Source organism: [Ruminococcus] torques ATCC 27756 (assembly GCF_000153925.1).
In the GTDB taxonomy this organism is placed as follows: Bacteria; Bacillota; Clostridia; order Lachnospirales; family Lachnospiraceae; genus Mediterraneibacter; species Mediterraneibacter torques.
This window is the reverse complement of record NZ_DS264344.1, coordinates 61,746-82,611: the sequence shown is the minus strand read 5'-3', so window position 1 is coordinate 82,611 and position 20,866 is coordinate 61,746. Positions and strand designations below refer to the sequence as shown.

Below are 20,866 nucleotides of genomic sequence, written 5' to 3'. Positions count from 1 at the left end.
CATACAAGCTTATTCCTACAAATATTATCATCATCCACAGTACAAAAAACACATTTCGAGATTGTAGACGGTCACTGTTGCAAAAAAAACAGGATGTGCACCGCTTATGCCATCCCTGTTTTTTCAACCTGTTTTTAAATATCTAATTTCAACTGTGCTTCATCTTCGGCTTCTTCTTTAAAATGCTCGATCTGCTCCGGATTCAGCATCGGAAGATCATCTAACGACTGCACGCTGAACCGACGAAGAAACTCTTCTGTTGTTCCAAACAAAAGAGGTCTTCCGGGGGCATCCAATCTTCCCGTCTCTTCAATTAATCCATATTCAACGAGTTTATTTACTGCATGATCCGATTTAACACCTCTGATTTTTTCTATTTCTAATTTTGTTACAGGCTGCTTATAGGCAACGATTGAAAGTGTTTCTAAGAGTACATCCGTAAGAGCATAGCGCTTTGGCTGTTTCGCTACACGAATTAAATATTCGTACATTTCCTTTTTTGTACATAACTGAAAAGAATCTTCCAACTCAATAATACGGATTCCTCTATCCTCTTTTTCATAACGCTCCATCATATTCCGAACAAGTTTTTTGGTCGTTTCTTCATCATGTCCGATTGCAAATGCAAGTTTACTTATTTCAACAGAATCTCCCATCGTAAACAAGATTGCTTCAATCGCACTTTGAAGTTTTTCAATTTCCATACGCCTCTTCCACCCTTTCAATCATGATCTCGCCGCATGTTTCTTCCTGTTCCACACGAATTTCTCCCAGCTTCATCATTTCTAAAACCGCCAGAAATGTCACTACAATATGCATCTTGCTCTTTTGCTTCTCGAGTAGCTGTCGGAAGGAGAACTTATGATGTGTATGCATGTATTCGTGTATATATATAAACTTGTCTGATACGGTGACTTCTTCTTTTTCTATTTTTCCGAACTTGCTCCGAACCGGATCGATCTTATCAACCTGCCTTTTCATCACTTCTTTAAATATCTCATTTAATTTTTTCAATGTAAGATCTCCAAGAAGTTCATCCAGATCAACCGGTTCTGCATATTCTTTCACTTCTTCCGGTATTGTCGGATCTTTATAAAGTATCATGTCTGCATCCGTCTGCCTGTCCTTCAGCTCATACGCCATATACTTATACATTTTATACTGTAAAAGCTGTTCTACAAGCTCACGCCGCGGATCTTCTTCCTCCCCCTCTTCCGTTTCCTCTTTCGGAAGCAGCATTCGACATTTTATATCCAAAAGCGTAGCTGCCATAACAAGGAATTCACTCATAATATTCAGATCTTCTTTTTGCATATTCCTTATATATTCCATATATTGATTCGTAATTTCTACGATTGGAATATCATAAATATCTATTTTATTTTTATCGATCAAATGAAGCAGAAGATCCAACGGACCTTCAAAAACTTCAAGTTTTACCGGAATTCCCATAAATTATCTCCATCATTTAAACAGCTGCTTAACATTTCGCCAGTTCACCATTTCCGCAACAAAAGAAAATCGCAGAAATTTCTAACGCCAACTCTACATTATAAAGGAGCTTTTTACTTTTGACAATGTTTTTCTTTTATCGTCTTTATCGTTTTTCCGCCTCGTTTTCCCGTCATTGTTTTCCCTGCCGGATCATATATTTTTTACTTCGTCAGCTTGCCGCCTTATTACCGGACACAGACCTCGATTGCGATAACCTCCGGCATATTAAACAAACGAATATTGATCGTATGACTTCCCAGTCCTCTACTTACAACTATCGTCTGTTCTCCTTCTCTGCGCATTTCCCCTGAATATTTCGGAAAGAGAAACCCCTGCGGCGTCACAACTGCCCCAATCCCCGGACACCGCACTAATCCTCCATGCAAGTGTCCGGATAGGATCAAATCGGCTCCCCATTTTTTATAAGCATCCATATATGCCGGGTTATGCGCCATCAATATCGAATAATCTTTTCCCTTTTTTCCGATTTTTTCTTCAACCGTTTTCTCCGTAACATCTGCTTTTTTAAATTTTCTATTCACAGACGAATCCAGTTCCAGGCCATAGATACTAAACTTCATACCGTTTTTTTCTATATTTTCGGCTTTATTCTCCAAAAAGCATACTCCACAATTTTCCAGCTTTGCTTTGTATCGTTCGTATGTATCCCCGTATATATCTGTATTTTCTTTCATTCTCTGTTCATGGTTGCCATTTGTGTAATACACCTGACAAATATGCGGTAATTTCTTCACAAACTCAAGAGCTTCCTGTACGGAACTGCCTTCTTTTGCGACCAGCATATCCCCTCCGATTAAAATCATATCCGGCATTTCTGCCTGAATCGCCTTATACAATTTATCGTTTTTATTTCCGTATACACAGTTATGAAGGTCACTTAAAAAAATCACTTTTACACAGTTTTGAATGCCGATGTTTTTTTTCGTTTTTACTTTATATTTTCTCACCCGGAATGTATGAGTTTCCCGATAAATTTCTCCTGCCGCTAAAATGAGCAAAATAAGGATAAAAATAATTATCCACCATGCTGTATTATTCATTTATAAAACTCCTTTAACGATATTCCTATAAAAAACTTTCCTCATTTTCTCTCATTATAAAACAGCGGTATTCTGAAACTCAAGTATTTCTTCACATCAGCACGTAAACAACTTTTTGTGTGAAATTATTCCGCAGATCTAAAGCAGCTTTTATTAATTCTTTTCTCCAATCAAAAATTTTGCCGATACCTTTATTAAATAATCCGAAAATCCTGCTTTTTGTACACCTCTTTTTGCTATGATATCGCTGCGCCCGATTTCATTTCCATCCAGAGTATAAACGATCGAGCCTACAACATCTCCTTTTCGAACCGGCGCTAATATCTTTTTATTTATTTTCTCAATTTTTTTAATTTTCTTCATATCCTTTCCTTTTACATCTAGATAAGTAAACTTTTCTCCGCGCTCTACTTCTATATTTTCTTCGACTCCATTTTTTACAACTGCATATTTTGTTTTCATCGGTTTCTCGTCCGAATACACCTGACATTTTCCAAAACCGTAATTCATCATTTTAACCGCATCCGCAAATCTCTCCTTCGATGTATCGGCAGCCATAACAACCGCGATCAACTCCACATCATCCTTCTTTCCCGTTGCCGAAACGCAAAATTTTGCTTCTCCTGTCGACCCTGTTTTCAAACCGGTAGCATATTCATACTGCCTTACAAGTTTATTTGTATTTGTAAGTCCAAATTCCGAAGTACCTTTCTTCGTTTCATGAGTAATATTTTCCATCCATGTCATCGCATACTCATGAATCTGAGGATATTTCGTAATTAATTCCCGCGACATCAGCGCAATATCTCTTGCAGTCGTCACATGCCCCTGTGCATCTAAACCGTTGCAATTTACAAAATTTGTATTATGCATCCCCAATGCTTTTGCCCGCTTGTTCATTTCTTGTACAAAAGCCTCTTCACTGCCGCTTATATACTCTGCCATTGCCACACAAGCATCGTTTGCACTTGCGATTGAAATGCACTTTAGCATTGTATCGACCGTCTGAGTTTCCCCTGTCTCTAAAAACACCTGAGAGCCGCCCATAGACGCTGCAAATTCCGATACGGGAACTTTATCTTCCAAAGAAATTTTTTTACTTTCAACAGCATCAAAAATAAGAAGCATTGTCATAATTTTCGTAACACTTGCAGGTGGACGTTTCGTATCCGCATCCTGTTCAAACAATACCGTTCCGGTAGATGCTTCCATCAAAAGAGCTGAAGGAGCACCGATTTGCATACTTGTATCCTCCTTTTTTGCGCCTTTATTTAGTTCTTCTTCATTCTCTGTATTGTTATCTTCTATCTTGCTGTTTTCTGTATTTTGATCTTTTGTTTCTTTATTTTCCGGCGCTAATAACATTTCCTTGCCTTTTACCGTATATGCGTTTCCCAACATGCAACAGATCATCAATGCACATAAAACACCTGCGATTACCGTTCTTGCATTTCTCATTTTTGATCCACTCTCCAAAATTTCATCTATTATAAATATAAGCAAATCCTGCAAAAAGTATTACTTAATCTCTCTTTTTCCTCAAGATAGATTTCAGCATATAACTGCGCTGACTAAAAATAACTATCCTATAAAAGCCTCTCAAATCTTGCTCATTTTTACCTGTTTCATTGACTTTTATCAATCCGTAGAGTATATTAAGCAAGGGAGAATCAACGGGAAAATTAATAAGGAGGTCACTAATGAAGTCTCATACTTATTATGATATTTTAGGTGTTTCAAGAGATGCGACTTTAGACGAGATCACAACTGCTAAAAATGCACTGGCGAAAGTATATCATCCAGATGCAAATGCACATAAAAATATTGACACAACCGCTTTTATGCAGGAGATACTTGAGGCATACCGGGTTTTATCGAATCCGGAAAAGCGCCGCAAATATAACCAAGAAACATTCGGCGAAACCGAACGCGTTTTCAAAACATTTACATTAACTCCGGAAAACGAAGAAGAAAATACAGGTTCTTTTGTCACATATTGGAATATGTCTAATCAGCTTAGAACTATACTCAATAAAAGCATTCGGTTGATGAAGCAGGAAACACAAAAGAAAACACTGACCCAACGCGTTTTTCAGAAATGGGGCAAATATCAAAAAGAAGAAACGATCCGCAATCAGCAGATCGCAAAATTATCCACACAGGCCGTCCAATATATTACCGCTCTTAAAATGGCTGGAATTCCGATGGATTACTGGAGTTCCGATGCAATGAATTGGATACTTGTACGTTGGGGGCAAAAACAATCTGTCGATTATCATACTCTCTTTTCACGCTATGATGATTATGTAGAAGAAACATTGTCAAATTCCGAAAAAATTCGATTAAAAAATCAAAACAAACGTTTTCATCACAATTTAAAAAAACTGCTCTCCTACGCTTTAAAAGCGTAAGAGGCAGTCATTCAAAAGAGCCTCGCAACCCTTTTTTACATCTCTGTAAGTCGTATCAAAGTCACCTGTATACCACGGATCTGCAATGTCTTTTCCTTTTTCCTCTGTAAAATCAAGCAGCTTCGATACTTTCCCTTCAGGATCTGAATTACCTATAATTCTGTTTATATTTCTAATATTCCATGAATCCATACCAATAATATAATCATATTCATCATATTCATGTTTCTGCATTTGACGCGCTTTATGATTTCCGCAATAAATTCCGACTTCTTCTAACTTATGACGCGTTCCGTAGTGAACCGGATTACCGATCTCCTCGCGACTTGTAGCCGCAGAGTCAATGAAAAAAGTATCCGATAAACCAGATTTATTAACTAATGCCTTCATTACATATTCTGCCATAGTAGAACGACAGATATTGCCGTGGCAGATAAATAGTACCTTTATTTTCTCCATTTTATCTCCTCATATCCTCTCAAAGCCTTATAAATACTGGCTTTTCAGCCTTTTGTGCATTTTTTCTTGAAAGGTTCTTTTTCTTATAAATTCTTGTATTTTCTCATGTTTTTTCGGGCATTTGTGGTACAAATGGGTTATTTTTAAAGTCCCAAATTCCTTATGAAATAAGGCTTACATGAGTTATTTGTGCATGTTTTTGGGTTACAAACTTTTTCTTTTCCAGTTCATCCCTTGCTTCTTTTAATCTGGAAAGTTCTTTCTTTGCATCATCATAGCCGGTGTGCGTATAAATATTGAGTGTTACAGATATATCTGAATGTCCCATCAGATATTGCAGTGTCTTTGGGTTCATCCCTGAATTGGCCATATTGGTACAATAAGTATGCCTGCATACATGAGGAGTAATTGGCGGCAATTGCAACAAATGCTCACGATTATATTTTTCTCTTGCATGCTGCATGTACTTTTCCCAGTGAAGTGCAACCATTGGCCTTCCATTCTTGTCCAGAAACAGAAACCCTCCATATCCATCCACCATCGGCTCACGTTTTGGTTTCCTTCTATTCTTCAAGATTCGAAGAAATGCTTCTTTTACATCCGCTTCCATTGGAAGTAACCGAGTACCACTTGTTGTCTTTGTAGATACGATGATATACTTCATTTCTCGAGTTCTTTGCAACTGATGATTCACATTGATAATATCTTCTTTAAAGTCCAAGTCTTTTACAGTAAACCCACAAAATTCAGATATTCTAAGACCTGTCTTGAATAAGATATAAAATGCATCATAATACTGATTATAATGTGGATCATTCTTTACAAACTCGAGAAATTTTGCTTCATCTTCCAGAGAAACAGCTTGTCTTTTCTGACTGTCATTAACAAGTACTGTACCTAATTCAAATCCAAATGGATTTTTTAGAATCAAGTCATCATCCACAGCCATCTGAAAAGCAGGTCTTAAAACACCTCTGATGGAATGAATGGAACTATATCCTCTACCATCTCTCTGTAGTTTTATCAGAAAAATCTTTGCATCAGAGAGTTTCACATCATCCACTTTCTTATACGCAAATTCTTCCTTTTTCAATACATTCACCACAAATTTGTAATTCGCTAATGTATTATGCTTTACTCCTGTTTTCAGGGAAAGATATCGTTCCACAAGTTCAATCACTGTAATGTTACTTCCTGTAATCCCTTGCATCTGTAAGGACTGAACTTTTCTTTCTTTTTCCCTGAGAGAAAGATCTGCCCGTTTACCTTCCGGCATCTTATCTGCTTCTGTCAATCTCCAACTATATAATATTTTACGCTTACCAAGTGAATCTGTATATTTATAGCGATAACGTCCACTTGGTTCCTGCCATTCTCCTTGCTGGAGAACTCTGCCTTTATCATCACGTCTCTTTGAAATCATATCCTACCTCCAAGGGGACGCAACATGATATTGTTAGTATATCATGTAACCCCTAATTCGAACACCTCCTTATTTTAAATTTCATTTTATATCGCACTGAGTGTATCAATAAATTTTTCAAATCTTGTTCGTTTTATCTGTACACGATTCCCATTCCAAAGTAAATACTCTGCATTTGGATTGTCACTGACTAACTTACGAAGCTTTCCTTCTCCAATACGAAAATAGGATGCTGCCTCTTCAATAGATAATGTATACTTCTTCCAATAAGGTATATCATAACTTGTCATTTGTATGCCTCCTTCTATTATCTTTGTTTTTGACATTGGCGGCTGGCAAAGGTATCTATAAAGACTGCCAATGCCAACGTAGTTTTTTGCCAATGTCATCTTTTATTCTGTGATTAACGCAACTGTTTTTCTTCCCTGACACCAGTCGTAGCTCAATCTGTTTTCCAACTGTTTTCTTGCATCTCTTCCTGTTCTGGAAGAAATCCCATAGGCTAGTAGTTCTGCCTCTAATTCTTCTAAACACATTACTTTTCGTTTGGTTAATAACTCCAGGATCAACTTCTGTGCCTTTTCCAGTTTCGTTTCCTTTTTCGTTCCTGCTTTCCCCATCAGCAGATCTTCAATGGATATATCGTATTCTCCTAACCATTTTAAGCCTCCTTCTCCTAAAGAAAACGCTACCGGATTTTCCTTCTTAGCAAGAGAATCCTTTTGCTGATATACTACTCGGATATCCTGTTCCTTCTCTTTTTCCACCTTTTCTACAAATAAGATGCTTCGTACTGCCGCTGCAATATCAATGGATCCCAGGGAACGGTAATCGCTCTGACTTCCCGATGACTTATTCAAATGTCCAATGAGAACAATGGCACATCCAGTTCTCTCTGCAATCGTACTGAGATGCCGGAATAAGGGACGGATCTCATTTGCCCGGTTCATATCCACATTGGATCCCAGATAAGCCTGTATGGGATCCATGATCATGAGTCGTACATTGTTCTGGCGGATGGCTTTTTCAATCCGATCGTCCGTCATAGAAAGCTGTTTTTCTTCTTCATTGATGAATCGCACCCTTGTCATATCTGCACCACATTTCGCTAATCTAGGCTTAATGGTATCTGCTATCCCATCCTCTGCTGTTTGATACAACACATTAAAGGGTTCTATGGGAAGTGCATTGGGAAGTTCTTTTCCATTCGTACAGTATGCGGCGATTGCCATTGCAAGCCATGTTTTTCCTTTTCCCGGATTCCCCTGGATCAAAGTAACCTTTCCAAAGGGAATGAACGGATACCATAACCACTGAACCACCGTTTCCTCAACCTCCGACATCTTCATGACCGGAACTGGTTTTTCCCTGGCATCTCTCCAACACATCTGCTTTGCCATATTTTCTACCGGAACTTCTGCTACCAGACATTCATTCCAGTCTTTCTTCACCGGTTCTAATCGGTACACACTCAGTTCCTCCGGAATAAGAGAAACAAACTGCCTGCATCTCTCATTTCCAGGCTCATCATTATCCAGACACAAGTAGATGGAATGGATATGAGGATATTCTGTATACATCCGTTTCATTGCTTTTTCACTCAATCCTCCCAGGGAAATATAACTATGCTTTTCCCATTCTTCTGGAACTGCAGTGATATAAGACAAAAGATCAATGGGAGATTCAAACACAAACAGTTTTTCATCCGTTCCTATATGGCCAAATCCATAGGCTTTTTCCGAACCTCTTGCCTCCCCACGATATCTGTTCTCATCAGTTCCACGCATAGCTGCATATCTGGGATTCTGTTCTTTATCTCTTCCAACGAACACCACATTGTGATAGTTTTTACTTTCATAAATATCCCCCTTTTCAATCATCTGATCTACCAGTTGTTCCGATAGTTTTCTCTGTTCAATGAGATACTTCCTTGCAATCTCACAGCTTTCATTTCTTTCTGGCAATTCCAATCCAGGCAAGGGGATGGGGCAGACCTTCTGTCTGCCTGCATCTTCCTTCGCCGTTCTTCTGTTGGTTTCTCCAACTCCCTCTTCTCCTAATAATTCTTTGACTGCCTCTGCAAAAGAAAGACCGTAGAATTCTTTCATAAAATCGATGGCATGACCGCCTTTATTCTGACTAAAACGATACCATTCGTTCTTGTTGATCATCACACTGTCATGTCGTAACCACCGGTATTCCTTTCCACATCGTTTGAACTGTTCTCCTCTCCCAGAAAGAAAAACATATAAATCGGTATCATCTGCTCTTTGAAGCTGTTCTCTTGTATATTCTTCCATCTTCTAAAATTCCTCCTATAATTCCATTCCATGATGTTTCTTCTTTGGTTTCATGGTTCTCACTGCTTCTTTTGTTTCTGTGGATTGCTCCCGTTTGTTTGTTTCTGGAAGAGAGACACCTTCTCCTTCCTCTGCCATCAAAACTTCCACATGATTTTTGACTTTCTCATACTTTCGTAACATGGCATGGATCCGTTTATCTTCTTTTCGTAAAGCAGCAATCTCTTCCGATAAACAATCTGCTTCTCGCTTCCATTTTCCTTCTGGTATTTTTCCATTCGCATCCAGATTTTCTTTTAAGATCCTTTCCGAACGATAATATCCGCTAAGTTCCTTCTTATGTTCCTCTTTGAATTTTTCCCTGCCAAAATATTTGTTCTTTAATTCCAGATAAACAGGTCTCGTTTCAAAATACTCTTTCATTGCATAAAGGTTAACATTGACCCTTTGTAAAGCAGCCAGTTGTTTTTTCAACCGCTGGCTCACTTCATTCAGCTGCGTATCGAATTCCTGGATTTTCTCTGTCAGCTGTTCCGGGGTTCTCACATCCTGCTCTTCCAGAAAGCGAATCGTCTCTGCAAATTGTTTCAGATTTGTATTCTTCGCCTTTTGTGTTCCATAAGCGTAGGATTCTGCGACTGCATTTCTCTTGTCATAATAGTTTCTTAGATAATCCGCTAAGGTTGGCTGATGTAAGAACAGCATCCGTTCCATCAACTGGCTTTGTCGAAGCAAAGACCATTGAAGAAGATTCTTTGCCCGTTCTTTCATATCATTTAAGGCTCGGATGAGTCGGTTTAAACTTCCCGGTGCAGTGGAAATTCCTCGTGCTTCCATTGCTTGTACATTCGGTCCTTCATGCACCATCGGGATCTTATCAATCCCCCGTTCCTCATAAGATCTGGCATCGACTCTTTCTGTAAGTCCTTTTTCTTCATACAGTTCATTGCACATCTTCGCCCAGGCACTTCTCAATTCTTCCAAGGTTTCTTTCCTGCTCCAATCCGTTGTATGTACCGCCCGAAATACCAGTTGTCCTTTCTGATTCAGAACCGGCTGTCCATCCGGTGTCAGTACTGGAACCTTTTTTTGTTTTTGTCCCCAGGTGCCATCTTCCTTTAAAGGGCGGATGGGAACCATGATGTGCATATGGGGATTGGGAATTTTATCCTTTGCCTTCTTCGGATCATGGATTGCCAGATCTGCGATCATCCCTCTTGCAACTAACTGTTCTTCCACAAATCTTCTTGCAAGCTCAATATTTTCTTCCATAGAAAACTCATTCATCAAGGCAATATCAAAGCTGTGTGCCAGCTGTGCTTTCTTGTTTCCTTCAATCCATTCCACCTCATTCCAAAGGGTCTCCCTGTCTTTGAATCTCTCCGGAGCCTGTTTGGGAAGATGGATCTCCGCTAATACCACACCGCCTTTTCTCGTATAATCACTTACTTCTCCATAATACGTACATTCCAGTTTTGTACCGGCTCGGTAAGCAGCACTGGCAATGGCAGACTGTCCTTTTCCTCTGGATAATTGATTCAGATGAAAGTGATAACATCCCATCTTACTCATCTCCCTGTGGCAGTTCACCTCGTTGCATCGCCTTTAATAATGCTTCCTCTTCTGCTAATTCTCGTTCTTTTGCTTCTGCAGTTTCCGCCCGTCCACGAACCATTTCATGAACGACATCACAAAACTTACAAGCGGGATCATGAAGAAGTTCATCCATCAACTGATAAAATTCTGCCTCTGTCAGATATTTGGTATCTTTACAGATTGCTTCTATGGCTGCTCCTTTCTGAATCAACAGATGGGTTCGTGCCTTTCGTTTTTTCTTTTTCTGTGTATCTAGATAGTTCAAGGATCTCTGGATCCTATGCTCTGCCTGTTCCTTCTCAAGCTTTGCCTGTTTCAATGCAGCTTCTGTTTTTTCAATCTCAAGAAGCGCTTCCTGAGTATATTCCTGAAATGTTTTCTTCTTCGCCATATCGTTCTTTTTCTCCTTTTTCAACTCTTCAATTTTCTCTGTTATGGGATAGGCATTTCTGCCGGAAGGGGAACCCTTCTTCGGATGGAGCATCCGCAAACACTTTCGGAATTCCCCTTCAGAAAGATGCTACTTCCGTAGGACGCACATACCTTGTAAGGTATATAAGTGCGCTCTTTTGCTTTCAGCATCCGAGTTTTTCTTACTTAAACGGAAGTTCCTCTCCGTCTGGAAGATGCATAAATCCATCTGGATCGGTATCTTCTTTCTTTTCTGCTCCTGACAGTTTCTTCCCTTCTGCGAAATAATGTTCTTCTACAATCACGTTGGTGGCATAAACTTTATTCCCCTCCTGATTCACATAGCTTCCTGTCTGGATCCGTCCGCTTACTAAAATCTTCAAACCTTTTTTCAGATATTTTTCTGCAAACTCAGCATTCTTCCCAAAGGTGGCACAAGAAATAAAATCTGTTTCTGCCTTTCCATCCTTTCGATATCGTCTGTCTACTGCCAGCGTGTATCGTGCCATTGCAGTACTGTTTTCATCCTGGAGATATTTCACCTCTGGATCTTTTGTCAGTCTTCCCATTAAGATTGTTTTGTTCATGTAGTTTCTCCTTTCTCTTTTCGTTTTTTCTTTGTTCTTGAATCAGGCCCGATTCTTTTAAGGCAAATGTAATTTGTTCCTCATATATCAGAACGTAGAGAGGACTTTTTACAAATAAAAAAGGAATTTTATTTATTTGCCCTCATATAACGAAAGGTTCAGAGGGGAAAATACAGGGTGGAAAAGGAAATTTTTTATTTTTCTGCACAAAAAAATACCCCTATGACTTCAAAATCGAAATCATAGGAGTATTTAGTCCTACCTACTCAGTGGGGTGTTTTATATTTTGTTTTACACATGTCATTACAGTGTTTTTCAGTTCGACAAGCTGAAATTTCATAAACGCATTTGCTTCTTAAACGCAAACATTCCCTCATTGCCATCACCGACAAAATCGTCCGGTGTATCCGGCATAGGATGTTTTTCATTAAAAAATTCTGTAATATGAAAGCCGCAGACATTCACATAAAAATGAATGTTGCGCTTATCAAAGTACGGCGTACAGGTTTCCCATACTTTCGTGTTCGGATATATTCGTTCCAATTCAAACCATATCTTCTTACCGATACCATTGCTCTGAACTCCGTTCTTTACAAAAAGCAGGTCAAGATGGTTATGCTGTGTACTCTCATTGATAATAACAACAGCACCGCCCACCATTTCTCCATCGACAACGGCTTTATAGACAGCAGAACCCTCCGCATTCAGCGACTGGTCAATGTCCTTTTCAGGCAGAATAACAGCATCTGTTTTCCCAAAAGCATCTTCAAAACCTTTCTGAAATGCTTCCTGCATAGCCGCCTTGTATTGCGTTAATTCTTTTGGTTCTATACAAACTAATTGGAAGGTCATTTTATATCTATCTCCTCAAAAATTCTAGTTTTCCAATTTAACAAACTTGAATTTTCAAATTAGTCTTTGCAAATAACCTTTGAATCTTCACCATCAATTACAATTCCCTGACTGTTGTTAATTGGGTATAGATTCAAATCCGAAAACTCAGTTATTATTTTCTCGGTAACTTTCTTAAATGGTGCTGTAAGATAATGCGGAAGAACATAGAAATCAATCAAATCAAGCCCTGCATCATCTTCTTGTGAGTAGTCCTCCGGCTTTTCATCCATTTGTTCAATATATTGGATAGTTGGAGCGCATATAATCGCACCTGCCGATTCACCGATCATCAGTTTTCCCTTTTCCAATTCCTTCTTCAATAGCTCATCCGTTCCCGTTTTACGGAGCTGGTCCATAAGGAAGAAAGAATTTCCGCCGGTAAAATATATCACATCTGCTTCTTCAAAAACAGACTGTATCGTTGAATAAGCCTCCGTTGAAATATCAATTTCAGTTACGATTGCTCCCAACTTTTTGAATAATTTTCGAGCCGAGCCGACATAACCGGTGTAGCCTTCACGCAGTGAAGCTGTTGGAATAAATGCGACTTTCTTATTTTCAATTTCTTCCTTTATCAGACTTCCTACACTTGAAAAGTGCGAACATAAAAATAGTTTCATCAATATTCTCCTTTATAAATTCCGATTGAGATTTCACCTGTTTTAAGAGATTTAATAACTGTTATATTTTGTTATTAAATTCTCTGTAAACCCTTGAAAACACTGGATTTGTCGCAGGTGAGCTTTCCCTTATTGTTTCCCTTGTGTTATATCGTCCCGCCAGTGTTTACAAACTCTGATAAGGGAAAATACAAGGGCAAGAAAATCATATAAAACAGTATAACACAAAATAAAAGTGACATGGTGAACTGATTGAAATGCTTCTGATTTTTATAACTGATGATTTATTGATCGATAAGGAGATAAGATACGATGAGAACAATATTTGCAGAATATAATCCACAATGCAACAGTATTGATGTTTATACCAGTGCCGGCTATATGCTTCGCATTGACTGCTGGGAAGCTGAGAAGGACTTAAAAATCACGCCTGGATCAGACTGTGCATTAAATACACTTGCTATTGACGAACCACTGGAATATGCAAGATTATATCTTGATGGAAATTTACAGATGTGGGTTGATGCAGAAGATTCACTTGAACTTTAATATTTCCTGTTAAAAATTGAGTAGGAGGCAGTGACTAACCGCCGTCCTCTCAGTGGACAGCCCCCAATTGGTGAACTGTCCACTTTTTTTAATAATATTCTCGCTCTTCCCACCAGTCGTTCACTTAACATCGGATTCCAATATAAATCACATTCTCAGGCAGTAACAGTACAATAAGATTTATCGGATATTTCAACAAACGCTTATAACAATCCACTGTATATTTTTAAATCTTCATCTTTAAACACATTAAAGATTACCTTTTTTATTCTGCTGTCTTTGTTAAGATACTGCTTTACAGTGTTCGTTGCAATCTCGGCAGCTCGTTGCTGTGGAAAACGGAATACACCTGTAGACAAACAACAGAATGCAATAGATTCCACACCAGTATCAGCTGCAAGCTTTAGGCACTCTGTGTAGCAGCTTGCCAACAGGTCTTCATCTTCTTTTGTGACTTTCCATTGTATAATAGGTCCTACCGTATGAAGAATATATTTTGTCGGAAGATTGTATCCCGATGTTATCTTTGCTTTGCCGGTCTCTTCTTCCTGCCCCTGCTTTGCCATAATTTCATGCATTTTCAGACGCAGTTCCATTCCAGCATAAGTATGAATAAAGTTATCAATACAGGCATGCATCGGTGAAAAACAACCAAGCATCTGTGAGTTACACGCATTCACGATCGCATCACATTTCAAAGTGGTAATATCCCCCTGCCAGATATATAATCTCGAATCGGATTTTACAGGTGCAAGCGTGTCAACATCTGTAATTCCACGCTCTATATTTCTTTCTGTAAGATACTCATCCTGTATTTTCAAAAAATCATTACTGATTGGTCTTGGCGGTCTGACATTCATAAGTGAGCGGAGCAGATTTTCCTGCCCCTGCTTATCCGTAGGAATGTTCTGTCTGCCAAACGGTATTTCTTCTTTTAAAAGATACTGAATCAGATATTCTCTTCGCTCATCCTGTGTCATAATACCAGCCCCCTTATATCAGTAATTGCCTTTGCCATATCACCGCCAATACCGATTGCACGTTCCCCGAAGCTTTCCGGAACTACCGCTTCATCCATATTCAGGCGTATCAAACTATAAGACGAGTTCTCCCTCACCATCTTTTCAAAAGGGAAACGTATAATAATCGGCGTATTAAATCCAACTCCAAGTTCCAAAAGAACAACCTTTTTATCTTTATACTGTTCCAGAAACCCCGCATACCTGTCGGCTGCCTCATGCCACGCTTCATCTTCCACAAAATAATTATCACAACGGAGATTCATAGCCATATTGCCGCCACACACCGGACATTTTGGTACAAGTTCTGATGGAATCAGGCAGTCTCTTCTTGCTTTATCCATTTTACGAAACAGGTCTTTTGCATCGTAAGTCTTTGAATGACAGGCTTTCTGGCACTGGATTTTCCCATAATCTCCCTGTGTTGCAAATATTCTTTTTTCATCGAATCCCGCTTTATAAAACTGATGATCCACATTGGTTGTAAGTACAAAATATTCTTTATTCTTTACAAGATCATAAAGCTCTGTATAAAGCGGCAATGCCGGAGGATCAAAGCGGTTCATCAATGCATGTTTTGACCAGTATCCCCACTTTGCCTCCTCAGACGGATATGGATAAAATCCGGCTGCATACATATCTGTCATGTAGTACTCACCGTATTTTTTTATAAATTCTGCAAAATTGTCTGTAAACCTTTTACCACCATATTGGATTCCCGCAGCTGTCGATGCCCCGGCTCCTGCCCCGATTATAACACAGTCTGTATTTCTTATATTCTTTGCTGCCCTGTCAATCTGGTCTTCATATGCATCCTTTTGGAATACATAATCCCTTGCCGGAGTACTACATAAAAAGTTTCTCCAGTCAGCATACCCTTTTCTGATTTTCTTAAAAATCATAATGAACCTCTTTTCTCAATACACTGCTTCGGACAAATTTCTGCACATCTTCCGCAATGCAGACAATGATTCTGGTTGATAGTAACCGGAACTGAAGATATATCAATGCATTTTTGCGGACATACAGAGTAACACAGTTTGCATCCAATACATTCTTTTCCAATAAAATACCCTGTCTGAACTGCCTCGGTTTTTCCAATTGTTATAGTATCCCTCACAATATTTGATGGATTGCTGATATCAAAATACTCTCCCTGTGCCTCATACAGCCGAAACACTTCGATTGCGTCTTTCGTATCTCCCGGATAGATTTTCTTCATATATGGATTTTTTTCAAACATAATATCAAGATTCTTTTTTCCGATGTTCTTTATTTTTCCACGCAGAGACACCGCAATTTTGTCTTTTGTTGCGGATATTGCCACATACTGCTGCTCCATTAACTGGTCATAAAATGTTTTTCCCGTTGCTGTAAGGAAATACACACCTTCTTCATCATAGTACATCATATCTATGATTCTTGTCTGAGGATGTCCATCTGAACCTATCGTTGCAACTGTTGTTGAATGAATTTCATCCACCAGAAGTTCAAGATAATCCATTTTTGTCATTTCAAAGTCTCTCCTTTCAGTATCGGTGTAAGTTTTTTATATATCATCATGGTAATTGCTCCAATTACCAAGCCTTTTAAGATATTAAACGGCAATGCATTGAATAGAACAACGTCCAGCTTAGTCTTAATAAATGGCAGAAATTCGCCAAATGATGCAATCAGCTGCTCCAGAGGCATAAATGTTTCAAACAGTGAAAGTAGAATAAAATAATTTGCAATCGCTGCCGCTATTCCCATAACCACACTTGAAATAACACATGCCCACCTCGCCATTTTCTTAGTCTTTTTGTATTTGTATATAAAACCGGCAGCCAGTACATAGGATGCCCCCATTAGGAAATTGGCAAGTTCACCAATTCCTCCTGTTGATGTTGACAGAAGCTGTAATATATTTTTTATCAATTCTATCATCACTCCTGTAACCGGTCCAAACGCAAACGTCCCAATCAGTGCAGGTAAATCTGACAGATCCATTCGTGCAAATGATGGACTCAAAGGAACCGGAAACTCTAAAAATGCCAACACATATGATATAGCTGCCAGTAGAGCTGTCATTGTTATCGTTCTTGTAGAAACTAAATTTTTTCTTGTTTTAATAGTTGCTGTATTGTTACTCATAAATCTCCTTTTTGTGAGATATGCCTGAATTTAAAACAGCCCGCAGGACGGGATTCCCTGCGGGACTTGTTTTATCATATCTTCTCTCATCCGGACTTTACCGTCGGTTATGGAATTGCACCATATCAGCTTTTGCTCGCAGACTATACTGCCGGTCAGGAATTACACCTTGCCCCGAAGACTGTAATTTTTTCTGTTAATTATCTTTAAAATTCATAAGGTGGATTTCCAGAGAAATCTGCGATTAAACCATGCGGATTTTCAAGATAGAATACCTCAAAAATAGGATTATCTGCTGTCTGATACTGTCCCTTAACGATAGGATTGTTCATGCATCCTTCCTTTACACTCTTGTTGTCCTCAAATACTGCTTTGCCATGAAGGCGAATCCATGCGTATTCAGGGGAAGATACTGATACTTCTACTTCAGGATTTGCTAACATATCCTTGTAAACATCCTTTGTGTTGTTAGTACAGAACCAAAGCTTTCCGTCCTGCTCAAAACAGAACATGAATGGACGGCATTTTGCCTTTCCATCTCTTCCGACGGTTGCTAAATACTGAACCGGGTTTTTCTGTAAAAATTCTACTACTTTCTGCATTTTAAATTACCTCCTTGATATGTTGTAACAATGATTATTACATCTTGTAGCTATACAATATCATTCGTTTAATGTAATGTCAATAGTTACATCAAGCTTTTTGTAACTTTTTTTGTTACAACTCCTTTTGAAGATTTTACATTGATTATGAAAAACAAAAAGGCTCCGGAAATTGTGATGGTATAATCACTCATCCGAAGCCTTCTGTAGGCTACTCTTCCTCTGTATACACTGCAATATCTTTTTTCACATCAGCAAGTGTCATTTCTGAAAGTTTTTCCTCCATTGCCTTCTGTACTTCTAACAGTCTCTTATCAAGAACATGGTGAATATTCTTTCCTACCGGACATTTCTGATTGGGATTCTCATGAAAATGAAACAGTTCTTCATCTGGTGCACATTCCACTGCTTTATACACATCAAGGAATGTAATCTGCTCCAATGGTCTGGTAATTGTCACACCGCCTGTCCCTCTTGCAACTTCAATAAGACCAGCAGCCTTTAATTGTTGCAATATTTTACGAACAATCACCGGATTAGTTCCAATGCTTGCTGCCATAAAATCACTAGTCATCTTCTGATCTGAAAATGTATCTATACAGGCAAACATATGGATTGCCATTGTAAATCTGCTTGAAATCTGCATTATAAACACCTCTCTTTGACAGTAATCATATCAAAAAACAGATGTAATTTCAATGGTTACATTGTTGTTGAAAACTTAATATAAATACAATCAATAGTCTGCTTTAGAAAAAAACAATTTTATGGTCTATCGACATCTCGCCAAATGGAATTTACCTAACGCAGCGATGCCCCGAACGCCCTTAGTTCTTCTCTCTTTTTCTCGCTCTTGTTTTCAGACCCATGTGCTGTAAACACACCCATGTTTTCAAGTCCAAGATAATCCAGAAAGTCTCCTTTGAACGAGAAAAGAGCACCCTCATACATATTAGCATCTCCGGAGCTAAGTATCATGGCAACTTTTTTCAAATTCTTCGGTCCTCTCGGATATGCCGCAGAATAAAATCTGTCGATTACACATTTTAGCTGACCGGATATGCCGTGATAATAAATGGGCGATGCAATAACAAGCATTTCTGCTTCTTTCAAAAGATTATATACTTCCTGCATATCATCCTTCTGAATACACTCACCGTGTCCTTTGCTATGACAGTATTCACATGCCAAACACCCACCTATCTTCTTTTTGCATACATCCACCACATCAACGATATATCCTGCACTCTCAGCTCCTTTCTTAAATGCATTAACCATATCTTTTGTACTTCCCTGTGGATGTGGACTTCCATTTAATACTAATATCTTCATTTCCATCACCTTATCTTTTTATTCTTCAATCTTAGTACCAGTCATGCTTCTCATTTTTTTCCAAAGCCTCAATCTGCTCCATCTCTTCGTCAGTTAATTCAAAATCATACAACTGCGTGTTCTCCATGATGTGATCAGTATTGCTTGAACCCGGAATTACAATTCTGGTGTCACTACTTCCAGCCTCCCAATTTCTATTTTATCTGATTGCAAATATCCGCAATAATCTGAACCGGTGTCATACCAACCTCTTTCAGTAATTCATTTGGGTCATATCGGTCATAAAATTTCTTATCAAGTCCGTAATTTTTCACTTTCATATCAGAACTACCATAGAAGGAAGCTATTTTCTCGCCAAAACCGCCGCTTAAAATACCGTCTTCCATGGTTATTACCATCTGATGTCTTTCGGAAAGACTTTCCAGTAATTCTTTGTCAATACCAGAAGCAAAACGAGGATTGATCAATGTCGGCGTAAAGCCAAGTTCTGCTTTTATTTTTGCACTGAGCTGTTCACCACGCTGATAAAAATCACCAAGTGCCAGAATTGCAACCTTTTCACCAGCTTCTTCCACTTTAAAATGATTCAGTCTGTCAAAATCCTTATCTGCTTCACGATAGGTTACCTGATTTCCGGGGATGAGAATCATAACAGGATGTTCCCTTTGATCAACTGACCAATCAAGCATAGAAAGGTATTCATCTTTTGAGGTAGGTGCAAGCACTACCAGATTCGGAACATTCGTGTATGCCGCCAGTCCAAAAATTCCAAGATGCGTAACATCTGTCAAACTATCAAAAGAATTGTAGTTTAAGAGAATCGTGACAGAACTATTGTTAATACATACATCATGGGAAATCTGGTCATACGCTCTTTGAATAAAGGTTGTGTTTGTAACCACAAGCGGCTTCGCACCGTTTTTTGCAGCACCAGATGCCATGGCAACCGCCTGTTCTTCCGCAATCCCTACATCCACATACTGCAATCCAAGCTCCTTTCGCTGTTCCTGATTTAAGCCTGCACTGCCCGGCATAGCAGGAGTAATCACAAGAAGCTCAGAATCACTTTTTGCTTTTCGCATAATATACTCAGCAGTGATAGATGTATAATCTTCTCCATCGCCAAAAGAGATTGTTGGTTTGCCTGTTTCACGGTCAAATGGCATACACCAATGCCATCCCTCTTTGTCTTTTTCAGCAATCTCATATCCCTTTCCTTTTTGTGTATGGATATGGACTACGATTGGATGATCCGTATCTTTCACCTTGCGGAATAAGGAAATCAGTGATGCTATGTCATTGCCGTTTTCCTCATATATATAATCTAATCCAAACGCTTTGAAGAGATTATTGGAAGCAGTTCCGCCTGTCTCTCTTAATTCGGCAAGATTTTTATACATTCCGCCATGTACTTCGGCAATCGACTGCTCATTATCATTTACTATAATAATTAAATTGGAGTTAATCTCTGATCCAGCTACATTCAATCCCTCTAGTGCTTCACCGCCTGAGAGGGAGCCATCACCAATAATTGCAATAATATTTTCTTTATCTCCTTTTATATCTCTCGCCTTAGCCAGACCCGTAGCTAAAGAAACTGAGGTCGAAGTGTGACCTACATTGAAGAAGTCATGTTCACTTTCTTCCGGATTTGTATAACCGGAATCCTCTGAAAAGTGCTCATCGGAAATATATCCATTCTTTCTTCCGGTCAAAATCTTATGAGGATAGCTCTGATGAGATACATCAAATATAAACTTATCCTTAGGCGAAGAGAAAACATAATGCATGGCAATCTCTGCCTCCACCATACCGAAATTTGGACCAAAGTGACCGCCGATTTTAGTCAGCCGGTTAAACAATGCCTCTCTGATTTCCGAAGCAAGTTCCTCCAGCTGCTCCATAGACAATTTTTTTACATCTTCCGGTCCGTTAATTGTTTGAATAATTTTATAATCTGTCATTTACATTCTCC

General features: G+C 38.8%; 24 protein-coding genes and 1 riboswitch. Of the genes, 2 read left to right on the top strand and 22 right to left on the bottom strand.

Going from position 1 to position 20,866, the window contains the following annotated elements:
* Positions 1-134: 134 nt before the first annotated feature.
* From scpB to RUMTOR_RS00505, 4 genes are all read right to left on the bottom strand, one after another.
* Positions 135-704 carry an SMC-Scp complex subunit ScpB gene (gene scpB, locus RUMTOR_RS00520; protein WP_004845014.1) on the bottom strand — a complete coding sequence of 190 codons (570 nt, stop codon included), beginning with the start codon at positions 702-704 and terminating at the stop codon, positions 135-137.
* Complete coding sequence (locus tag RUMTOR_RS00515; protein WP_004845013.1) at positions 694-1,452, bottom strand: segregation and condensation protein A; 759 nt, start codon at positions 1,450-1,452, stop codon at positions 694-696. Before RUMTOR_RS00515 ends, scpB begins: the two co-directional genes overlap by 11 nt.
* A 227-nt stretch (positions 1,453-1,679) precedes the next feature.
* Entirely contained in the window at positions 1,680-2,555 is an 876-nt protein-coding gene (locus tag RUMTOR_RS00510) for a metallophosphoesterase (RefSeq protein WP_004845012.1), read from the bottom strand.
* 153 nt (positions 2,556-2,708) lie between these two features.
* Positions 2,709-4,013, bottom strand: a complete 1,305-nt coding sequence (locus RUMTOR_RS00505; RefSeq protein ID WP_009242706.1) for a D-alanyl-D-alanine carboxypeptidase family protein — start codon at positions 4,011-4,013, stop codon at positions 2,709-2,711.
* A 242-nt stretch (positions 4,014-4,255) separates the two neighbouring features.
* Here RUMTOR_RS00505 and RUMTOR_RS00500 point away from each other — a divergent pair, with 242 nt between their 5' ends.
* Positions 4,256-4,966 carry a J domain-containing protein gene (locus tag RUMTOR_RS00500; protein ID WP_004845009.1) on the top strand — a complete coding sequence of 237 codons (711 nt, stop codon included), beginning with the start codon at positions 4,256-4,258 and terminating at the stop codon, positions 4,964-4,966.
* Here RUMTOR_RS00500 and RUMTOR_RS00495 read toward each other — a convergent pair.
* From RUMTOR_RS00495 to RUMTOR_RS00455, 9 genes are all read right to left on the bottom strand, one after another.
* Positions 4,955-5,425 carry a low molecular weight protein-tyrosine-phosphatase gene (locus RUMTOR_RS00495; RefSeq protein ID WP_004845008.1) on the bottom strand — a complete coding sequence of 157 codons (471 nt, stop codon included), beginning with the start codon at positions 5,423-5,425 and terminating at the stop codon, positions 4,955-4,957. The genes RUMTOR_RS00500 and RUMTOR_RS00495 overlap by 12 nt on opposite strands.
* Before the next feature lie 160 nt (positions 5,426-5,585).
* The gene (locus RUMTOR_RS00490) at positions 5,586-6,848 is read right to left on the bottom strand and encodes a tyrosine-type recombinase/integrase (RefSeq protein ID WP_004845007.1); all 1,263 of its coding nucleotides are present in this window, start codon (positions 6,846-6,848) and stop codon (positions 5,586-5,588) included.
* 86 nt (positions 6,849-6,934) lie between these two features.
* Positions 6,935-7,138 carry an excisionase gene (locus tag RUMTOR_RS00485; RefSeq protein ID WP_009243293.1) on the bottom strand — a complete coding sequence of 68 codons (204 nt, stop codon included), beginning with the start codon at positions 7,136-7,138 and terminating at the stop codon, positions 6,935-6,937.
* A 102-nt stretch (positions 7,139-7,240) separates the two neighbouring features.
* Positions 7,241-9,148 (bottom strand): AAA family ATPase, encoded by a 1,908-nt coding sequence (locus RUMTOR_RS00480; RefSeq protein ID WP_004845005.1) that lies wholly within the window; start codon positions 9,146-9,148, stop codon positions 7,241-7,243.
* A gap of 15 nt (positions 9,149-9,163) precedes the next feature.
* Complete coding sequence (mobQ, locus tag RUMTOR_RS00475; protein WP_044997863.1) at positions 9,164-10,711, bottom strand: MobQ family relaxase; 1,548 nt, start codon at positions 10,709-10,711, stop codon at positions 9,164-9,166.
* A gap of 1 nt (position 10,712) precedes the next feature.
* The gene (locus RUMTOR_RS00470; protein WP_044997880.1) at positions 10,713-11,135 is read right to left on the bottom strand and encodes a DUF3847 domain-containing protein; all 423 of its coding nucleotides are present in this window, start codon (positions 11,133-11,135) and stop codon (positions 10,713-10,715) included.
* Positions 11,136-11,337: 202 nt separating this feature from the next.
* Complete coding sequence (locus RUMTOR_RS00465) at positions 11,338-11,742, bottom strand: single-stranded DNA-binding protein (RefSeq protein WP_004845001.1); 405 nt, start codon at positions 11,740-11,742, stop codon at positions 11,338-11,340.
* Positions 11,743-12,078: 336 nt separating this feature from the next.
* The gene (locus RUMTOR_RS00460) at positions 12,079-12,594 is read right to left on the bottom strand and encodes a GNAT family N-acetyltransferase (protein ID WP_004845000.1); all 516 of its coding nucleotides are present in this window, start codon (positions 12,592-12,594) and stop codon (positions 12,079-12,081) included.
* Positions 12,595-12,653: 59 nt separating this feature from the next.
* Positions 12,654-13,256 carry a Type 1 glutamine amidotransferase-like domain-containing protein gene (locus tag RUMTOR_RS00455; RefSeq protein WP_004844999.1) on the bottom strand — a complete coding sequence of 201 codons (603 nt, stop codon included), beginning with the start codon at positions 13,254-13,256 and terminating at the stop codon, positions 12,654-12,656.
* 312 nt (positions 13,257-13,568) lie between these two features.
* Here RUMTOR_RS00455 and RUMTOR_RS00450 point away from each other — a divergent pair, with 312 nt between their 5' ends.
* Positions 13,569-13,805: a DUF6061 family protein gene (locus RUMTOR_RS00450; RefSeq protein ID WP_004844998.1), complete on the top strand. Its 237-nt coding sequence runs from the start codon at positions 13,569-13,571 to the stop codon at positions 13,803-13,805.
* 203 nt (positions 13,806-14,008) lie between these two features.
* On the opposite strand, the gene RUMTOR_RS00445 is transcribed toward RUMTOR_RS00450, so the two are convergent.
* The 9 genes from RUMTOR_RS00445 to RUMTOR_RS00410 form a co-directional block, all read right to left on the bottom strand.
* On the bottom strand, positions 14,009-14,785 hold the full coding sequence (locus RUMTOR_RS00445) for a protein-ADP-ribose hydrolase (protein WP_004844997.1): 777 nt from the start codon (positions 14,783-14,785) through the stop codon (positions 14,009-14,011).
* Complete coding sequence (locus tag RUMTOR_RS00440) at positions 14,782-15,726, bottom strand: SIR2 family NAD-dependent protein deacylase (protein ID WP_004844996.1); 945 nt, start codon at positions 15,724-15,726, stop codon at positions 14,782-14,784. The genes RUMTOR_RS00445 and RUMTOR_RS00440 overlap by 4 nt, the downstream gene beginning before the upstream one ends.
* Positions 15,723-16,337: a 4Fe-4S binding protein gene (locus tag RUMTOR_RS00435; protein WP_004844995.1), complete on the bottom strand. Its 615-nt coding sequence runs from the start codon at positions 16,335-16,337 to the stop codon at positions 15,723-15,725. Before RUMTOR_RS00435 ends, RUMTOR_RS00440 begins: the two co-directional genes overlap by 4 nt.
* On the bottom strand, positions 16,334-16,957 hold the full coding sequence (locus tag RUMTOR_RS00430) for an ECF transporter S component (RefSeq protein WP_004844994.1): 624 nt from the start codon (positions 16,955-16,957) through the stop codon (positions 16,334-16,336). The genes RUMTOR_RS00435 and RUMTOR_RS00430 overlap by 4 nt, the downstream gene beginning before the upstream one ends.
* A gap of 74 nt (positions 16,958-17,031) precedes the next feature.
* A riboswitch (FMN riboswitch) is annotated at positions 17,032-17,143 on the bottom strand.
* Between the two features lie 20 nt (positions 17,144-17,163).
* Complete coding sequence (locus RUMTOR_RS00425; protein WP_004844992.1) at positions 17,164-17,559, bottom strand: pyridoxamine 5'-phosphate oxidase family protein; 396 nt, start codon at positions 17,557-17,559, stop codon at positions 17,164-17,166.
* Positions 17,560-17,770: 211 nt separating this feature from the next.
* Entirely contained in the window at positions 17,771-18,205 is a 435-nt protein-coding gene (locus RUMTOR_RS00420; protein WP_009243644.1) for an Rrf2 family transcriptional regulator, read from the bottom strand.
* 155 nt (positions 18,206-18,360) lie between these two features.
* The gene (locus RUMTOR_RS00415; RefSeq protein ID WP_044997862.1) at positions 18,361-18,891 is read right to left on the bottom strand and encodes a flavodoxin family protein; all 531 of its coding nucleotides are present in this window, start codon (positions 18,889-18,891) and stop codon (positions 18,361-18,363) included.
* A 31-nt stretch (positions 18,892-18,922) separates the two neighbouring features.
* Positions 18,923-19,054 (bottom strand): aldo/keto reductase, encoded by a 132-nt coding sequence (locus RUMTOR_RS12865; protein WP_114148659.1) that lies wholly within the window; start codon positions 19,052-19,054, stop codon positions 18,923-18,925.
* 31 nt (positions 19,055-19,085) lie between these two features.
* The gene (locus RUMTOR_RS00410) at positions 19,086-20,855 is read right to left on the bottom strand and encodes a 1-deoxy-D-xylulose-5-phosphate synthase (RefSeq protein WP_004844987.1); all 1,770 of its coding nucleotides are present in this window, start codon (positions 20,853-20,855) and stop codon (positions 19,086-19,088) included.
* Between the last annotated feature and the right edge of the window lie 11 nt (positions 20,856-20,866).